Here is a 17,510-nt window from a genome sequence, read left to right on the forward strand (position 1 = left end):
CGCGCGCGCCTTCGACCGTGCAATAGCCAACTCAACGTAAAGCCGCGTTTGGCGCAAAGCACAGCAATGAACAGAGATGCCTAGTTGCCCTCGTTCCAGATGTCGGTGGTCAGCTTCCAATCATCGCCGACCTTCTCCCAAACCACGACATACTTTCCAGTCACATCCTTCGGTGTCGGTCCCTTGGTCTTGAGGGCGAACGTCCCAATCTCGCGCGCCGCGGATGGGCCAAGGGGCTTGACGTCAAGGGTTGCGAGCTTCGGATCGCCAACTTGTTCCGCCATGCTTTTCCACATTGCCTCGATGGCTGATCGGCCGTGAACCATCGCGGTACCTGGCGGGAATGCGGTCGCATCCGTGCTGTAGAGTGACGCAACTCCCGAGAAGTCGCCCTTGTTGAACAATTCAATCCATTTCGCATTGGTGGCCTCGATCTCGGCTTTTTGAGCTAACGCCGGTGCGGTAAACGAGATCACGAATGCAATCATCAAGGCTATGCTACGCATGATCATCTCCAAATATGTTCGATGCGAATGCAGGGCGGACGTTGACTTGACAAGAACCGGATGCGTTGAATGAGGCATCCCAGACCGGGTTTGGCGCGCCAGCAATTCCGGGGAATTACCGTCAGCAACATTGACTAACCAGCGCAACGCGCGCCTTATGGTAGCAAATGACTTCGCGCAATTTCTCACCAATTCTCAAGCCGGATGCTCGGCCAGTGTGAAGCCAATAGCGACGTCGTATCCCCGCTCTGGAATTGTCGTATCCCCGCTCTGGAATTATGGTGCGCTCGGAGGGCGTTCGCATTTGCTGCGATTGCAACAGCTTACTTGGAAGGATGAAGGGACAAGGCGCATTTTTCCCGGTCAGAGGTGCCTTTCGCACTGCCGTGCAGGTCGGCGAGACTGCGCGCAACCGCGCGAATCTTCGCCGGTGTTTCAAGGCAGGCACCACCATATTTCTGCACGACGATGGGCTGGTTGCGCATCTAACCTCGCTCGGAAGCCTTGTTCGCCTCGCCCATCGAACCAACACCGCCTATCCATGTACCGATGACCTCAAAGTTCGGATTAAAGGCGACAAGATCCGCGCGGTATCCGGGCGCGATCCGTCCAAGCTCGGACCCAAGGCCCAGAAATGCCGCGGGCGTCCGGGAAGCCATGATAAGAGCATCGACAAGGGAGATTCCGATGAGCGCAACAGCGTTGCGCACCGCCTCGATCATGGTGAGGTGAGCGCCCGCGAGCGTGCCATCCCGGTCAGTCAGGCGATTGTCGTGCAACGTGATCTCCCTTCCCTGTAGCAGGAATTTCCGGTCGCTCGTGCCCGCCAATGGCATGGCATCGGTAACCAGCATCAATCGATCGCGTCCCTTGCAGCGCAAGGCAACACGCAAGCCGGCGCGGTCAACGTGGATGCCGTCGCAGATGATCCCTGCAAACAACCGGTCATCTCCCAGCGCGGCGCCCACCAAGCCCGGCTCTCGGGCGTTCAACTGCGACATGGCATTGAACAGATGGGTCACCCCCGAGACACCGCGATCGACTGCCTGCCCGATTTCGGCTGCGGTGGCGTCGCTGTGGCCGGCCGCGATACGCAATCCGGCGCCGATCAATTCATCGATCATGGACGCGGACAGGCATTCCGGGGCCAAGGTCACCATGGAGCGACCGCGGTCCCCGAAGCTTTTGATGGCGGCGAGATCGCGCCGATCGGGCACGCGTATCTCGGCTTCCGGATGAATGCCCTTGCGAGACCTGTTGAGGGCCGGACCTTCCAGATGAAAGCCGAGCACGCCAGGAATTTCGAGGCACGCCTGAGCTGCTACAGCCAATCGTTCGATGACCTCGATTCGATCGGTGATGAGGGTTGGCAAACAGCCCGTGGTGCCGGCCTTGCGGTGCGCCTCGACGATGCGGCGAACGCCGGCCTCCGTTGGCTGGTCGTTGAGAAGAACGCCGCCGCCTCCGTTCACCTGAACATCGACGAATCCGGGTGCAAGTATCGCATCTCGGGGAAGGTGGATCGAGGCGCGCGCTTCCTCGGTAATGCCTTCGATCCGCCCCTGCGATATCCTGACCAACCCCGGCCCGCGCATGTCGGCACCGTCAAAGATGTGCTGCGCAGCAATCGAGAAAACCACGGAAGACCCAGCTTGGCCCATAAGTGCTGATCCGAGAATGGCAATCACGGACTCGTGAGGCGAGTCCCGTGCTGTACAGGTCCCTATATGTACACAACGGGCTTCAGGGACCCGGAGCTAAATCCTTGCGTTAACTTCTCATGGAAACAAAAGGTACCACCTATCTCGGCATCGATGGGGGCGGAACCCGCTGCCGCGCCCGGATCGAGGACGAAAACGGCAGGGTACTCGGTGAAGCGAGCTCGGGGCCTGCCACGACCCGGATTGGCTTCGACAGGGCTTGGCGGTCCATCATGGAGGCCACCGAAGCGGCGGCCGCACAGTCCGAACTGACGCGCGAGGATTTCGCGCGGATGCACGCCGGAATTGGCCTCGCCGGCATTGGTCGCCGGGGCGCGGAAGCGGCGCTCAAAGAGATCCCGCATCCCTTTGCGTCCGTTATCTTCATCAGCGATGGCCTAGCTGCCTGTCTCGGCGCCCATAGCGGCGCGGACGGGGCCATCGTGGTGGCCGGCACGGGCTCGGTGGGTGTCGGCCTGATTGGCGGCAGCGAGATCCGCATCGCCGGTTACGGCTTCCCAGTCTCGGACGAAGGCAGCGGCGCCGACATTGGCCTGCAGGTCGTTCGACTGGCGCTGCGGGCCGCGGATCGCCGCGGCGAGCTGACACCATTGCTTGCAGAGGTGCTGGGCGCATTCGATCAAGATCCTTATCAGGCCGTGGCGTGGTCTGAAGAAGCTCGGGCCACCGACTACGCCGCGTTCGCGCCGACCGTGATGCGGCATGCCAATCAGGGCGATCCGGTCGGCCGCCGCATTGTCGAACGCGCGGCCGATGCCATTGGCGATCTGCTTGATCTGTTCCTGGCTAAAGGAATTGACCGGCTCGCGCTGGTGGGCGGGCTCGCGGATGCGATTACGCCCTGGCTAACCCCTGACCTGCGCGCCCGCCTGAGGCGTCCTGACGCCGACGCAGCGGCCGGCGCACTGCTTGTGGCCCGAGGGCGGCTCGACCTGCGCAAGCTGGACCCGCCCAAGAGAGAAACTGACCATGAACAGGCTTCGAAGTTCCGCGTTTGATGGTGCTTGGATCACCGATATGGCCACCGAAGAAGTCGATCCCAGATTTGCCGACCTTGATGCATGGTCGCTGACGTCAGCGATGGAAGCGATGTGGGAGGGCCAGCTTGCGGCGGTCGCCGCGATCGGCCATGCCCTTCCCGCGATCACCGCGGCAGCCGAAGCGGCCAAGACGGTGCTGGGCGACCGCGGACGCATTGTATATGTCGGCGCTGGCACGTCAGGCCGCGTGGCGGTCCAGGACGGCGCCGAGCTGACGCCGACCTTCGCTTGGCCCCGCGAGCGCGTCCGCTTCGTCGTTGCCGGCGGTGACAGCGCGTTCGTCACCAGCATCGAGGGCGCGGAGGACGATGTCGATGATGCAGTCACGCAGATCAGCGCCGCACGGCTCACGCCGCACGACGTGGTGATTGCGGTAGCCGCCAGCGGCACAACGCCGTTCACGGTCGCGGCGCTGCAGCAGGCAGGGTCTTTCGATGCAGTAACGATTGGTGTCGCCAACAATCCCGGCACCGCACTGCTGGCATTGGCAAAGTTTCCGATCCTGGTCGAGACCGGCCGAGAGCTGATCGCCGGCTCCACGCGGATGAAGGCGGGCACCGCGCAGAAGGTCGTGCTCAACCTGATCTCCTCGGGGATCATGCTGCGCCTTGGCCGGGTATATCGCGGCATGATGGTGAACATGCCGCCGACCAATGCCAAGCTGAAGCGGCGCGCCGAGGCCATGGTGGCGCAAATCGCGCGCTGTAATCCGTCGCACGCGGCGCGCTCGCTCGAGCAGGCCGAGGGAGACATCAAGATTGCAGTCCTTCTGGCGCTCGGTGTCGACAGGGTTGATGCGGAGACCGTTCTGGAGATCTGTGACGGCAACCTTCGGCAAGTGTTTGTCGAGCTTGCCAAGAATCGTGACTCGCATCGTGACCGACTCCCAAAGGGAGCGGCGGGACGCGGCCGAGGCGGAGTGGTTGAGCCGTGACGACATCCGCGATGGCGAGCGAAATCGGGGAAAGCGCGGATGTTGTCGCCAACATTGTTCGCAGCCGACCCGCCATGCGCGACATCGCACAGCGGATTGGGATTGACTCCGCCCCTTTGTGCGTCGTGTGTGGTCGGGGAAGCTCCGGGCATGCCGGGGTTTTCTTGAGATATCTTGTCGAGACGCGGCTTCGCCTTCCCGTTTCAGCAAGTGCTCCCTCGGTGATCACGGCATTTCGCACACCTTTGATGCTCCGCGATGCGCTGTTCATCGTAATCTCGCAATCGGGGCGCAGCCCGGATCTCGTCGCAGCGACCAGGTCGGCACGAGCCTCGGGCGCACGCACGATTGCCATCGTCAATGCGACGTCGTCGCCGGTGGCTGACGAAGCGGAATTCGTCGTTCCGATCGAAGCCGGCCAAGAACACTCCGTAGCGGCCACGAAGACCGTGATCGGCTCGATGGCCGCCAGTGCCGGACTGGTTGCCGAGCTGGCGCAAGATCGTGCGCTGCGGTCAGCCCTCGACCGGCTGCCCGAGCGCCTGCACCGCGCGCTGGCGCTCGACTGGTCGGAGATTGCCGATGATCTCGTCAAGGCATCAGCTGTGTTTGTGGCGGCTCGGGGCCTGGGCCTGGGCTCGGCGAGGGAGATCGCGCTCAAGCTTTCGGAAATCATGCGCCTGCCCTCCATCGGACTGAGCGCCGCCGAGCTGCAGCATGGGCCACGTGCCGCGCTATCATCGCGCACGCCAGTTGTCATGATGCGCCTCATGGATGAAACGGCGGCCACGGTGGACGCACTGGCAGAGGAATTGCGTGAGCAAAAGATCGCGCTGCATCTCTGCGGCGGACCGCATGGCTCGCTGCCTTGGTTGGTCGAGGATGACCCCGCCACCGACCCGATCACCATGCTCGTTCCGGCCTACCGGATGATCGAGCAGGCGGCATGCGCGCGCGGATTTGACCCGGATCGTCCCCCTCGCCTGAGCAAGGTTACCGAGACGTTTTGACTGATCGCTGGCTGGCGACCAAAGCGGGAGCGACATTATCAAAACGTAACAAACGCGAGCAGAAGCGACCGAATGCGCGGCAAAGGCGGCGAAGCTGATCGCTATTCTGCCGCTCATAACGGTCTGGTTGCAGGTTCGAGTCCTGCCGGACCCACCAAGAGGAGCAATATCTTACTCGGTTCTCGTTGCCCGTAGCGCGACGACCGCGCCAGAAACCGCACCAGATACGTGCACTTTTCGTTCGCGCGCAGGATCGAGCGCAACAATTATCCGACGGTGTGAGACAGATCGTTTGGGTAGACGGTGAGCGAACCGGGCGTCTTTTGTCGCTCGCCAGTCGGGCACACCTCGAAGAAGCCGGTGATCAAGAGACGGCGAAATCGTGGGTCTTTGCGCTGCCGAAATGCGAGGTCAGCTCATGGTTGCCGGCAGAGCGATGCTTCTGAAAATGCTTGGCTTCCAAACGAGCAATCGAAGCTACCGTAAGCTCCTGGATTCTCAGTACCAACGCGCAGCTTGAGCAAATTCAGAATAACGGAATCAAAATCCGCTCGATCATTCAGCGATTTCAATGGGCATTTGGAAAAACTAGCCGGATCCGCAGATGGGTCGCCTATCGCTGCTGGCAGAACAAGTTCGGCCTCGACCATAACGCCGCACCCGGCGTTTGCACGATCGCCGCTACAGGCCAGAGCACCAACACCTGCACTGAATCGACCGTCTACGGCGGCGTTATGGTTAAGTTCTAGCCACGGCCCTCGATGTAGACGACGGCGTCGCGTTGGCCCGCGACGCCGTTCCCGCTCGGCAAGGCACCCACTTCGAGCACGAGTGTCACGACGTCACGCCGGAGCACGGGCGCAACCGCGCACTATCGGCGCTGGATCAGTTAGGGAGACGTCTAGTGCCAACAGTTCTTCAACAACTAACGCCTGAGATTGGGACGTGAGCGTGCATGGCGAGCGGAGCTTTACGCAGAGGAATGTTGACAGACCTCGGGCTTCCGTCGAGCGAAAGCGACATCTGTCGCAGGAAATCGAAAGGATCATTCCCACTTTGCTACTGGTGCCACGTCACAAGTGGCAAGTAGTGATGTGGCAAGCGCATCACAACGAGATCCTTCCGCCGCACGATATTGGTCGGATACGGCGTATCGAGATTGCTCGTATCGATGGTGGCGACGGCGCCCTCTTCCTGATCGAGGATTGCGGTTTCCTGCCGCGGGAAGACGAAATTGTCCGGACCAAACACCGCACTCGCCCCCAGGAAGCCGCGCGAAGGATCGAACACGTTCGCGAACGCCAGATAGACGTTGTTCTCGCCGCCGCGCGTGCGGAACGCATGCCAATGATAGGGATCGGCGCCTTTCGGGATCGGATAGTTGTGCGGGATGGCAGTCCCCGCGTGCGATCCGGTGAAGACGCCCGCGATCGCCGACGGGCAAGCGACGATATCGCATCCGCGAAGCGCCAGGGAGCGGATGGCCTCGGGATAGAGGGCGTCGTGGCCGATGGCGATGCCGACCCGGCCCAACGCGAGATCAAAGACCTTCCATCTGTCGCCCGCCGTCGCCCATCCCATATCGGCGTTGCCGAGGTGTATCTTGCGATAGCTCCCGGCGAGGCCCTCGGGCCCCGCAAGGACCGCCGTGTTGTAGATGCCATCGCCATCGCGCTCGGCAAGACCGGCAACGATATACGTTCGCAGCTTCATGGCGATCCTGGTCAACGCCTTGACGGCGGGCCCCTCCACTCCCTCGGCGCGCGCGGCCGGATCGGTCAACCCGGTCAATGACAACTCAGGAAACACGATCATGTCGGGTTGGGCAGCTGCGACAAGATCGCGGGCGCGATGCTCGATGGTCGCCAGGTTTGCAGCAACATCGTCTGCCGGCGAAAATTGCACGACCGCGAGCTGCGACAGCTTCCCCTTTGGAATGGGCTGGTAGCCGTAGAGCTTGAAAAAGTCTCCCGGATTCCAGGTAAAACTGTTGGTCATCAGCTCCGGGTAGAGCTCCGGGCGTCGTTTCTCGAACACCTTCTCACCGAGCACTTCCCGCTTGCGCGACTTGCCCAGATCGACCTGCGCATAAGCGATGCCGTCCCCGCTATCGATCGACACCGCGACGCGGCCATCCGGCTCGATGATGCAGCTACCGCCCGAGAACTGTACCGTACGCTCCAATCCCCAACGGTTTGCCTCGATCACGTAGCATGAGTTCTCGAATGCCCGATTGATCCAGTAAGGCGCAGGCGTGCGCTCCTGCAGCCAGTTCGAGATGTGGCAGATCACGTCGGCGCCCGCGACCGCCTCGATGCGTGCGGTCTCGAAAAAGTGCAGATCCATGCACACAAGCATTCCGATCCGACCGAGCTCGGTATCGAAGACCTGATGCGCGACGTCGCCGTTCGCCGCCCATTTCGGCTCGGCGATATAGGGATGCGATTTGCGATGCCGGCCGACGATCCCGTTCGGTCCGATGAGGACGGCCGTATTGTAGTAGAGCTCGGTCGCAGGATCGACCTCGGGCATCCCGAGCACGATGTAGCAATCATGCTGCTCGCAAATCCGCTGGAAACGGTCGGTCGACGGGCCAGGCACGGTCTCGACGAACGGCTTGACCTCGTCGCGATCGTACCAGCAGTACCCCGTCGTCCCCATCTCGGGCGTGACGATCAGGCGCGCTCCCTCGGCCGCAGCCTCAGCGCAGAGCTTGAGCAGACGCTCGATATTGCGCTCCTTCTCATACATGGTCGGCTCGAACTGAACCGTTGCGGCGCGGTAGCTCGTGGGTGTCGTCATTGATGTACTCCGGAGGATGCCGTCAGACGGCCATGTGCTCGTGAACGAGCGTGTCGGTGAGAGTGGCGATCGGCCCAGACGCCACGATCTGCCCCTTCTCGAGCATCGCGAAGCTGTGAGACGCAAAGCGAACGAAGTCGATGTTCTGCTCGACGAGGACGACGGTGAGCCCCATCTCGCGATTGAGGCGAACGATGATGCGCTCGATCTCCTCGACAATCGACGGCTGGATCCCCTCGTTCGGCTCGTCGAGCAGCAACACCTTCGGGTCGGCTGCGAGCGCGCGGGCGATCGCGAGCTGTTGCTGCTGCCCGCCGGAAAGCAAGCCGCCCGGCCGGTCGAGGTTCTCGATGAGATAGGGAAACAGCTCCCCAATGAAGTCGGGCACCACACGCTTGCCGTCGCGGCGGGCAAAGCAGCCCATCAGGATGTTTTCCCGTATCGTGAAGTCCGCGATGATCTCGCGCCCCTGCGGCACGTAGGCGATCCCGGCGGCGGCCCTCAAATGCGTCGGCCTGGCCGACAGATCCTCGCCATTGAGGACGATCCGCCCGTCGGCGTGATCCGTCAGCGCCATGATTGTCTTCAAAAGCGTCGTCTTGCCGGTGCCGTTCCGACCCACGACGCTCGTCACCTGTCCCGCCGGAATGGTAAGCGACAAGCCGTGGAGAACGTGGCTACGGCCGTAGAAACTGTCGATATTGGAAAGCTGGAGCGTCACGACAACCCCTTTGATCCGAGATAGGCCGCGCGGACCTTCGGGTTCGCTTCGATCTCCGAAATCCCGCCCTCGGCCAGAACGCGACCGAGATGAAGAACGGTGATCCGCTGCGCAATCTCGCGCACGAAGCCCATATCGTGCTCGACCACGAGCATCGTGTGCTGCCCCTTCATGCCGTTGATGATCTCCGCGGTTCGCATCGTTTCCGCTTGCGTCATGCCGGCTGTCGGCTCGTCCAGCAGGATCACTTTTGGGTTCTGAACCATCAGGATTCCGAGCTCGAGCCATTGCGTCTGGCCATGGCTGAGATCGGCCGCGGCAGTATTGATCTGGTCACGGAGCCCGATCAGCTCGATCGCGCGGTCCACCTTCTCGCGCGCGATCGCCGGATGGCCGAAACCGAGGTTCGCCATCACGGCGGTGCGTCGGCAACTCGCGACCTGGAGATTCTGCTTCACGGTCAGGTCGCGAAAGACGCTCGGGATCTGAAATTTCCGGCCGACACCCGCACGCGCGATCAGGTGCTCAGGCCAGTTTGTGATCTCGGTATCGTAGACCCAGACGCGCCCTTCCGTGCTCGGTGTTTTTCCGCTGACCAGATCCATCAGCGTGGTTTTCCCGGCGCCGTTCGCACCGAGCAGAACGCGAAGCTCCCCGTCGTCGACCGTCAGCGAAACGTTGTCGACCGCCTTGAAGCCACCGAAGTTTACGCCGAGCCCATCGATCATGATCGCGACCGTCGACATTCTCATGCCTCCTTCGCTTCGGTGACGGCCGCACTGGAGGCCGGGACATGAGCGACACGCGGCTTGCCGCGCGCGACCGCGCCGAGCCGTCCGATCAGGTCATGCAGGAGCCCGCCGAGCCCCCGAGGCAGGAACAGGACGGTCAGCACGAACACCAGGCCAATGATCGCTTTCCAGGCTCCGACCAGCGCCTCCGTTTCGCTGATACCGGCTTCCATCATGTTGATCAGGATTGCTCCGACGCACGCCCCCAGGATCGAGGCGCGGCCGCCGACGGCGGCCCAGACCACCATCGTCACGGAGAAGGCGAGATCCATGAAGGTCGGTGAGGCAAACTGCGCGACGATCACGTAGAGCATTCCCGCCAATCCGGCGATCGCCGACGCCACGCAGAAGAAGAACGTCTGGTAGAGCGAGACGTCGAAACCGAGGTAGCGAACGCGCCGCTGGTCGTCCCGCGCCGCCTGCAACACCAGACCGGCCCGGGTCTCCACGATCAGGCGCGTCGCCACCAGGGTCACGGTCAGGATGCTCGCGACCAGCCAGTACGTGCCCTTGCTGTAAGGATCGAACTCGAAGCCGAAGATCTCGAGCGAGGCGAGGTCCGTCAGCCCGTTGAAGCCACCCGTGACCGGCTGCGCATCCACCAGCACGAGACGCACGAGCAGCACCAGGGCCAGCGTAATGATCGAGACAAACGGCCCTTCGATCCGCTTGCGGAATACAATGATGCCCAGCAATGCCGCCACGATCACCGGCAGCACAATTCCCATGACTAGACCAACGCTCTGGTGCTGGAACGGCAGCCAGAGAAATGATGCCTTGTTGATGCAGCACAGGTCGGTCGGCGCACCGGGCTCGGCATTCCAGAGCATGAAGTCCGGCACCGGCTTGTCCGCGCCCTGCTGCAGGCTGGTCGGACTCGCCAGCTTCAACGACATGGCCAGCATGTACGCGCCGAGCCCGAAGAAGAGCCCCTGCCCGAGATTGAGGATACCGGCATAACCCCACGACAGCGCGATCGCGATGCCGAGCATGCCATAGACGAGGAACTTGGCGATCCGGTTCAGTCCGAATTCGTCAACGAACAGCGGCACCGCGAAAATTGCGGCGATGAACAGCGCGTAGGCGCAAAGTGTCAGCTTGCGATCGAGAGTCATGGAGCTCAGCGCCGTTTGAACGAGAAGAGCCCTTCGGGCTTCAGAACGATGACGAGAATTACGGCCGCGAACACCACGGCACGCGCCAGGATGTCGTTGGTCGCCACGGCGACGAGCGCATTGGTCTCGCCCAGAAGTCCGGACGCCATGATCGTGCCGACGAGGCTTCCAAGCCCGCCGGTGACCACGACCATGAAGCCGTCCACGACCATGCTGGAGCCGAGATCGGGCGAGACCCCCTTGAACCCGGACATCATGACACCGGCGACACCGGCCAATCCCGAACCGTAAGCGAAGGTCAGCGCATTGACCTTCCTCACGTCGATGCCGCACGCGGCCGCCATTTTCGGGTTGCGGATGATCGCGCGGACCTTCATCCCGAGCGAGGTCCGATACATGATGAACCAGGTCAGCGCCGTGAGCACCACGGTCACGAGCACGATGAAGCCGCGATAGGCATTGAGTTCGACGCCCGCGATGTCGACCGCCCCCTGAAGTTCAGCAGGCACTGCGACGTTCTGCAGACCGGTCCCCAGTCCGTCGATGTGGATTCCTAGGAACGTCAAACCGAACTCGAGCCGGATCGCCTGCTGAATCAGCATGGAGACTCCCCATGTCGCGAGCAGCGTATCGAGAAGCCGTCCGTAGAGGCGGCTCACCACCAGACGTTCGATGATCCAGCCAAGGGCTGCAGCGGCCAGAAATGCGAGCGGTAACGCCACATAGAAGCTGGTCTTCAACCAGATCCCGGAGAGCACGGCCACGTAGGCCCCCGCCATCACGATCTCGCCATGAGCCATGTTGATGACGCCCATGGCGCCGTAGGTGATCGCAAGACCGAGCGCGACCAGCAGTAGAATCGAGCCCAGGCTGAGGCCGATGAAAAGAACGTCGATCATGAGGCGTACCGCAATCCAGCCCTGTCGCTGCGAGGGTCCGTGAGGCGGCGATCGCCTCACGGGCTGAGTGATGAGCTCAGATCTTGAGCTTCGACGTATCGAGCCCCTTCGAGGTGCAGAAGAGATTCGATTCGGTTTCGCCATAGGCGAAGTACGGAAGCGGCTTGATCGGATTCGGATAGGCATCGACCACCTTGCTCTGGCCGTCCGCCTGCCACTGCCCGATGCGCGGGGTCAGCCAGCAATGCAGATTGTCGGCGTCGATCGTCACCGTGCCGCCGGGCGCCTCGTAGCTCTCGCCGGCGATGCCGGTCCGGATCCCCTGTGCGCTGAGATCCTTGGTCTTCTCCACCGCCTGCTTCCACAGGAACACCTGGAAATAGGCGGCTTCCAGCGAATGGTAGGTGACCTGCTTCGGATCGTTGACGAACTTGCGGAAACGCTCGATGAAGCTCTTGTTGCCGGGCATGTCGAGCGACATGAAATACGGGAACGAGGTATAGCTGCCAGCGGCGTAATCCGCGCCCATGGCGGCGATCTCGATCTCCGACGTCACCGTCGCGCAAATCGGAATCTCGGCCTGCGAGATGCCCTGGTTCTTGAATTCCCGATAGAATGCGATGATGGAGTCGCCGACGACGTTGGACAGCACCACGTCCGCGCCCGACTCCTTGATCTTCTTCACCATGACCGCCCACTCGGAATGGCCGAGCTCGAGATATTCGTCGGCCACCCATTGGGCGCCTGCGGCCTCGATCAGCTTCTTGGAGACCTTGGCCATCTCGCGCGGGTAGATGTAGTTCGAACCGACGATGAAGAACTTCTTCTTGCCCAGGGTCTTCACGATCCACGGGATGTAGTTCGCGAGCTGATGGTTCGGCACGGCGCCGGAATAGATCACGTTGCGCGAGCACTCGAAGCCTTCGTAATGGGTCTGGTAGAACAGCATTGCACCGCGCTTCTCGAAGATCGGCAGCACAGCCTTGCGGCTCGCCGAAGTGTGGCAGCCAAAGACCGTCATGATCTTGTCCTTGACGATCAGCTTGGAGGCCTTTTCGGAGAACGTCTTCGGATCGGACGCGCCGTCCTCGACGACCACCTCGACGGGACGACCAAGCACGCCGCCCGCGGCATTGATCTCGGCGACGGCCATCGAGACGCCGTTGGCGAGAAGCTTCTCCGCCACGGCCAGATTGCCTGTTTGCGAATAGAGCGCGCCGACCTTGATCGGTTCGGCGGCAAAGGCACGGCTCACGATCTGCGGCGCGGCAAGACTGGCCGAGCCGAGCGCGGCTGCTTTCAGAAGATGACGGCGACTTACGTTCATAGAACTTCCCCTGTTTCCAAAAGTCGATGAAAGCGGAAAAACATCCGTCTCCCTTCGTCCCGCGCCGGCGAACTTCCGCCAGCACCCGCCGGGATCAAGGCGAGCGCCATCGGTCGAACAAGCATGTCGACGTGACGATCATCTCGAGGTGAATGGGCTGACGGCCTTGTCAGCAGGCAAACAAAAAACCCGCACCATCCTCGGTCAGAGGACTGGGCGGGCTTCATCGCCGCAGTGTAACGCGGCTTGCGCGCTACACACCTAGAACATGGCCTCAAGGATTGAGGGGATGCGCCAGGAACATCTGTTTCAGATGTTGCCGGATACAAGCATCGTTTTTTATCTAACGCAAGAGCGTTTCGGAATTAATGACCGCGTTCGCGATCTCGTCGATCGGAAGACGCTGCGCCATCGCCTCCTGACGCAACTTCGCGTAGGCATCCTGCTCGTTCAAATTGTTTGCCGCCATCAGAATCGCCTTCGCGCGCGCGATCTTCTGATCGCCGAGAACCTTCCTCTTGTACTTGCGCGCCTCCTTCAAAAGGCGTTGCCGCTGCAGCCAGAGATTGCGGGCAATGGCGAGATTGGTGAGCAAGCCAAACGGCTTGATCGGTCGCTCGATCACGGACAACGCCCCGCTCTCGAGCACCATTTGCAGCATCGATGGATTCTCGTAGCTCACAATGGCGAGGATGGTCGGCGGCGGATTCGGCATCGACCTCAGCAATTGCCCGATTTCCTCGCGCGCCTCGTCTTCCATCGAGAGAAAGACGATATCGCATCCCTGCGGCACCGACGGCGGCACCGGCCACAACAGGTTCGCCATGCACCCGATGCGGCGCAGATGCTCGACAAGCCGTTCGCCATCGGCATCGAATGGATGAATCACGGCGACATCGAGATCGCGAAGGTCCTTGAGAAGAGCGACAGACATGGAGTTCGGCCTCGCTCAGTAGGACAGTGCCCATGCACTCCCCGATTCGTGCTGGAAGCGGACTTCCAGCATGAACGGGTCGGGTGCCACCCTCACGCCGGCGTCGTGAACGACGCGATAATTTCCGGTGGCATCGACGCGTGCCACGCGCGGCCATAGATGCGTGTGGTTGGTGTTGCCGTCGATCCGGACCGGTCCTTGCGGCGCGTCATACTCCACTTCCCAGAGCGACCGCAGCAGCTCTTCGAGATGATCGCTACGACTGCGCTCCAATGCCGCCGCGAAGAGGTGAACCGAGAAGTAAGCCGCTTCCGCCGGCGCCGTCACCGGCCAATCGTTCCCCACCCGCTTGTGATAGGCCGCAACGAACGCGCGGGCCGCCGGCGTATCGACGGACTGAAAGAATGGCGCCGCCGTGACGTGGCCTTCGGCAACATCGGCCCGCATGAGAACGACGTCGGCCTCGCTGGTCGATTGACTGGCGATCGGAAGCAGCCGGCCGTCAAATCCGGCCTCCTTGAAGGCGGTGTAGAACGGCACGATGCCGGCGCCGACGATGGTGGAGTAGATCACGTCGGGTCTGGTGGCGCGCACCCTGTCGAGGATCTTTGCGATGTGGCCGGCGGTCAGATTGAGCGGCACATACATTTCTTCGACCGAATGACCTCCGGCACCCGCAAACAGGTCCGCGATGATCCGGTTCGATTCGTAAGGGTAGACGTAATTCGACCCCACCAGAAATACGCGACCGCCGTAGTTCCTGGTGAGATAATCCACCAGCTGAACCGAATTCTGATTGGGAGCTGCGCCGGTATAGATGCAGTGGCGCGAATACTCGAAGCCCTCGTAGAGCGTCGGATAGAACATCAACGCGCTCCGCGCTTCGACGATCGGCAGCATCGCCTTTCGGGTACTCGACATGTGCCCGCCGAAGATGACGCGCACCCGATCCTCGTCGAGCAACTTCACCGTCAGCTCGCGGTAGCGGGACGGTGTCGACGCGGGATCGTAAGCCACCGGCTCGATGCGCCGTCCGCAGACTCCGCCGGCGGCATTGATTTCATCGATCGCAAGAAGCGTAGCCGCCCGCTGCGTGCGCTCGATCGCACCGGTCACTCCGGTCTCAGAAAACAAGACACCGACGCGCCAAGTCTCCATATCCATCAGCGTTCACCCAAAAAAAATGGTCCCCGTCCCCCTTAGCAGAGGTCGAGAACCACACTGTTCGCGTTCAGGGCGATCTCGACCATGCGAGCCGCATCCAAAGTATGTCAGAGGCCGGGACTCGTTGCAATGCAGCAACCGTAAAAACTTCGGCCATGACGAATGCGAGCCGCCGCACGAAATACGACGGGCGTCCAATTCATCGCAGGAAGGACCTGCGGTCGGACCGAACCGCGGCAGCAACCGCCTCGAGCACCACGCGAACGCGGCGAAGTCGACGGGTATCATCGTGGACAGACATCCAGTAGCTGCGCGTTGCCCGGAATTTGTCTCCGAGCAGAAGCTTCAACCCCGGTCGCTCGCGAGCGAGATAACGCGGCAGAACGCCGATAGCCGCGCCGCTGACCACCGCGTCGACCTGTGCGATCACACTGCTGGTGCGGATCGTCGGCACGACTTCCACACCGTCACCCAGGTCAAGAAAGTTGAGCTGCTGGGTAAAAAGGAGCTCGGGGATGTACCCGACGAAGACGTGCTTCCTGAGATCCTGCAGTGACCTCGGACGGCCCATCCGCTGGAAGTAGATATCCGAACCATAGAGGTCGAGCGTGTAGTCGGTCAGCTTTTGAGCCGCGACCTGCCCCGCCACCGGCCGGTCAAGCGTGATGGCGATGTCGACCTCGCGTGCCGCCAACGAATAGGTCCGCGGCAAGGCGACCAGTTCGATTTCGAGCTCGGGATGCGCGGCGGACAACAGGAAGATCTTGCTGCCGAGATATCCGGCCCCCAGCCCTTCGGGCGCACCAATCCGAACGCGCCCATTCACCACTGATTGCGCGTCGGCTAACCCCGCGATGTCGCGCAGGATGATCGACTCCAGTTCCTCCGTGATGTCCGCGAGCCGGCGGCCATGCTCGGTCACCGCCGTCCGCCGCCCCGCCCTTTCGACCAACGGCATCCCGACCGACCGTTCGAGGCGGAGGACACGGCGCCCGACAGTCGAGTCGTCGATGCCGAGCAGTTTCGCGGCCTCGGACATCCGGCCGCTCCGCGTCACCTGGAGGAAGACTCGCAGATCATCCCAATCCATTCGGGGCTCTCGCATTTTTGCAAATAGAAGTCGCCGTTTCGGGCATTGAGAGCACAAATCCCCCATGCCATCCAGCGGCAACATTGCGCGGAGAGAGAAGAGAGGCCTGATGCGGATCGACGGGGATTTTGACTATGCGGTTGTCGGTGCAGGCACCGCAGGCTGCATCGTCGCAAACCGGCTGTCCGAAGACCCGCGCAACCGCGTCCTTCTGCTCGAAGCAGGCGGGAGGGACAACTGGATCTGGTTTCACATTCCGGTCGGCTATCTGTTTGCCATCGGAAATCCGCGCGCCGACTGGATGTTCAAGACGGACCCGGAGCCGGGATTGAATGGACGCGCGCTGGCCTATCCCCGCGGCAAGGTGATCGGCGGCTCGTCCGCGATCAATGCGATGATCTCGATGCGCGGCCAGGCAGCGGACTACGACGGATGGCGTCAGCTCGGCTTGGAGGGCTGGGGCTGGGATGATGTGCTGCCGGAATTTCGCAATCTCGAAGATCACTTCATGGGCGCGAGCGACCTCCACGGCACGGGAGGCGGCTGGCGGATCGAGCCGCCGCGCGTGTCGTGGCGGGTTCTCGACGCCGTGGCGACGGCCGCCGAGGACATGGGCATTTCGCGCAGCCTGGATTTCAACACCGGTGACAACGAAGGCGCAGGCTACTTCCACGTCAACCAGAAGCGCGGCCGACGGTGGTCTTCGGCGCGAGGCTTTCTGAAGCCAGCCTTGAGCCGACCAAACCTCCGCCTCGAGACCAATGTCTGCGTAGACAGGCTCCGTATCGAAAACCGTCGCGTGACCGGCCTGCGTCTGGTCCGAGACGGTCAATCCGTCGATGTCGCTGCCAGGCGGGAAGTCATCCTGTGTGCCGGCGCGCTCGGCTCCGTGCAGATCCTGCATCGCTCCGGCGTGGGGCCAGCGGACTGGCTCCGCCCGTTGGGCGTCGACATTGCGCTTGATGGTCAGGGTATCGGACGAAACCTGCAGGATCATCTTCAGCAGCGCGCGATCTACAAGGTCAGCGGCATTCGCACGTTGAACGAAACGTACCATTCGCTTGGCCGCCGCGCCCTCATGGGCCTCGACTACATCTTCCGCCGACGCGGCCCGCTCACCATGGCGCCTTCACAGCTCGGCATCTTCACCCGATCGAGCCCCACGCATGAGAGAGCCAATATCCAGTTTCATATCCAACCTCTCTCGCTCGACAAGTTCGGCGAACCACTGCACCGCTTTCCTGCGATCACCGTCGCCGCTTGCAATCTTCGGCCGACGTCACGGGGCACAGTCCGGATCGAGTCCAGCAGCCTCAATGCCCCGCCGCGCATGGTGAGTCGGCCCCGGGAGTTGCACCCGGAGCCGCTCTCCGAACCGTACGTGACGCTCTCACGTCATACGGCTCTCAACAAGTACCGAAGCAGAACTCAACCTCGCCCAATGAGCAAACAGCTT

Annotated in this window: 17 protein-coding genes; 5 read left to right on the forward strand and 12 right to left on the reverse strand. The window is 62.0% G+C overall.

Annotation, left to right across the window (positions count from 1 at the left end):
* Window positions 1–80: 80 nt before the first annotated feature.
* The 3 genes from I6F38_RS06940 to nagA form a co-directional block, all read right to left on the reverse strand.
* Window positions 81–488: a DUF4440 domain-containing protein gene (locus I6F38_RS06940; RefSeq protein ID WP_225159613.1), complete on the reverse strand. Its 408-nt coding sequence runs from the start codon at window positions 486–488 to the stop codon at window positions 81–83.
* Between the two features lie 341 nt (window positions 489–829).
* On the reverse strand, window positions 830–991 hold the full coding sequence (locus I6F38_RS06945) for a hypothetical protein (protein WP_225159615.1): 162 nt from the start codon (window positions 989–991) through the stop codon (window positions 830–832).
* Complete coding sequence (nagA, locus tag I6F38_RS06950) at window positions 992–2,194, reverse strand: N-acetylglucosamine-6-phosphate deacetylase (RefSeq protein ID WP_225159616.1); 1,203 nt, start codon at window positions 2,192–2,194, stop codon at window positions 992–994.
* 92 nt (window positions 2,195–2,286) lie between these two features.
* On the opposite strand from nagA, the gene I6F38_RS06955 reads away from it, so the two are divergent.
* From I6F38_RS06955 to I6F38_RS06970, 4 genes are all read left to right on the forward strand, one after another.
* Window positions 2,287–3,225 (forward strand): BadF/BadG/BcrA/BcrD ATPase family protein, encoded by a 939-nt coding sequence (locus I6F38_RS06955; protein ID WP_076834256.1) that lies wholly within the window; start codon window positions 2,287–2,289, stop codon window positions 3,223–3,225.
* A gap of 19 nt (window positions 3,226–3,244) precedes the next feature.
* On the forward strand, window positions 3,245–4,201 hold the full coding sequence (locus tag I6F38_RS06960; protein ID WP_225159618.1) for an N-acetylmuramic acid 6-phosphate etherase: 957 nt from the start codon (window positions 3,245–3,247) through the stop codon (window positions 4,199–4,201).
* Window positions 4,198–5,211 carry an SIS domain-containing protein gene (locus I6F38_RS06965; RefSeq protein ID WP_225159619.1) on the forward strand — a complete coding sequence of 338 codons (1,014 nt, stop codon included), beginning with the start codon at window positions 4,198–4,200 and terminating at the stop codon, window positions 5,209–5,211. The genes I6F38_RS06960 and I6F38_RS06965 overlap by 4 nt, the downstream gene beginning before the upstream one ends.
* Window positions 5,212–5,663: 452 nt before the next feature.
* Window positions 5,664–5,960, forward strand: a complete 297-nt coding sequence (locus tag I6F38_RS06970) for a hypothetical protein (RefSeq protein ID WP_225159641.1) — start codon at window positions 5,664–5,666, stop codon at window positions 5,958–5,960.
* A 310-nt stretch (window positions 5,961–6,270) separates the two neighbouring features.
* On the opposite strand, the gene I6F38_RS06975 is transcribed toward I6F38_RS06970, so the two are convergent.
* The 9 genes from I6F38_RS06975 to I6F38_RS07015 all read right to left on the reverse strand — a co-directional run bounded on the left by I6F38_RS06975 (window position 6,271) and on the right by I6F38_RS07015 (window position 16,138).
* Window positions 6,271–8,013, reverse strand: a complete 1,743-nt coding sequence (locus I6F38_RS06975) for a nitrilase-related carbon-nitrogen hydrolase (RefSeq protein ID WP_225159620.1) — start codon at window positions 8,011–8,013, stop codon at window positions 6,271–6,273.
* A gap of 22 nt (window positions 8,014–8,035) precedes the next feature.
* Entirely contained in the window at window positions 8,036–8,734 is a 699-nt protein-coding gene (gene urtE / locus I6F38_RS06980) for an urea ABC transporter ATP-binding subunit UrtE (RefSeq protein ID WP_092083063.1), read from the reverse strand.
* On the reverse strand, window positions 8,731–9,480 hold the full coding sequence (urtD, locus tag I6F38_RS06985) for an urea ABC transporter ATP-binding protein UrtD (RefSeq protein ID WP_225159621.1): 750 nt from the start codon (window positions 9,478–9,480) through the stop codon (window positions 8,731–8,733). The genes urtE and urtD overlap by 4 nt, the downstream gene beginning before the upstream one ends.
* 2 nt (window positions 9,481–9,482) lie before the next feature.
* Window positions 9,483–10,640 carry an urea ABC transporter permease subunit UrtC gene (gene urtC, locus I6F38_RS06990; protein ID WP_225159622.1) on the reverse strand — a complete coding sequence of 386 codons (1,158 nt, stop codon included), beginning with the start codon at window positions 10,638–10,640 and terminating at the stop codon, window positions 9,483–9,485.
* A 5-nt stretch (window positions 10,641–10,645) separates the two neighbouring features.
* Window positions 10,646–11,539, reverse strand: coding sequence for an urea ABC transporter permease subunit UrtB (urtB, locus tag I6F38_RS06995; protein WP_225159623.1), 894 nt, complete (start codon window positions 11,537–11,539; stop codon window positions 10,646–10,648).
* Window positions 11,540–11,615: 76 nt separating this feature from the next.
* A complete protein-coding gene (locus I6F38_RS07000) occupies window positions 11,616–12,866 on the reverse strand; it encodes a transporter substrate-binding domain-containing protein (protein WP_225159624.1) in 1,251 nt (416 codons plus the stop codon).
* Window positions 12,867–13,209: 343 nt separating this feature from the next.
* Window positions 13,210–13,800, reverse strand: a complete 591-nt coding sequence (locus I6F38_RS07005; RefSeq protein WP_092083068.1) for an ANTAR domain-containing protein — start codon at window positions 13,798–13,800, stop codon at window positions 13,210–13,212.
* Between the two features lie 15 nt (window positions 13,801–13,815).
* Window positions 13,816–14,967: a transporter substrate-binding domain-containing protein gene (locus I6F38_RS07010; RefSeq protein ID WP_225159640.1), complete on the reverse strand. Its 1,152-nt coding sequence runs from the start codon at window positions 14,965–14,967 to the stop codon at window positions 13,816–13,818.
* Window positions 14,968–15,163: 196 nt separating this feature from the next.
* Window positions 15,164–16,138: a LysR family transcriptional regulator gene (locus I6F38_RS07015; protein WP_346657095.1), complete on the reverse strand. Its 975-nt coding sequence runs from the start codon at window positions 16,136–16,138 to the stop codon at window positions 15,164–15,166.
* A gap of 25 nt (window positions 16,139–16,163) precedes the next feature.
* On the opposite strand from I6F38_RS07015, the gene I6F38_RS07020 reads away from it, so the two are divergent.
* The coding region (locus tag I6F38_RS07020) for a GMC family oxidoreductase (RefSeq protein WP_225159626.1) at window positions 16,164–17,510 on the forward strand (1,347 nt) is incomplete at its 3' end.

Source organism: Bradyrhizobium sp. BRP56, from assembly GCF_020194035.1.
GTDB lineage: Bacteria > Pseudomonadota > Alphaproteobacteria > Rhizobiales > Xanthobacteraceae > Bradyrhizobium > Bradyrhizobium australafricanum.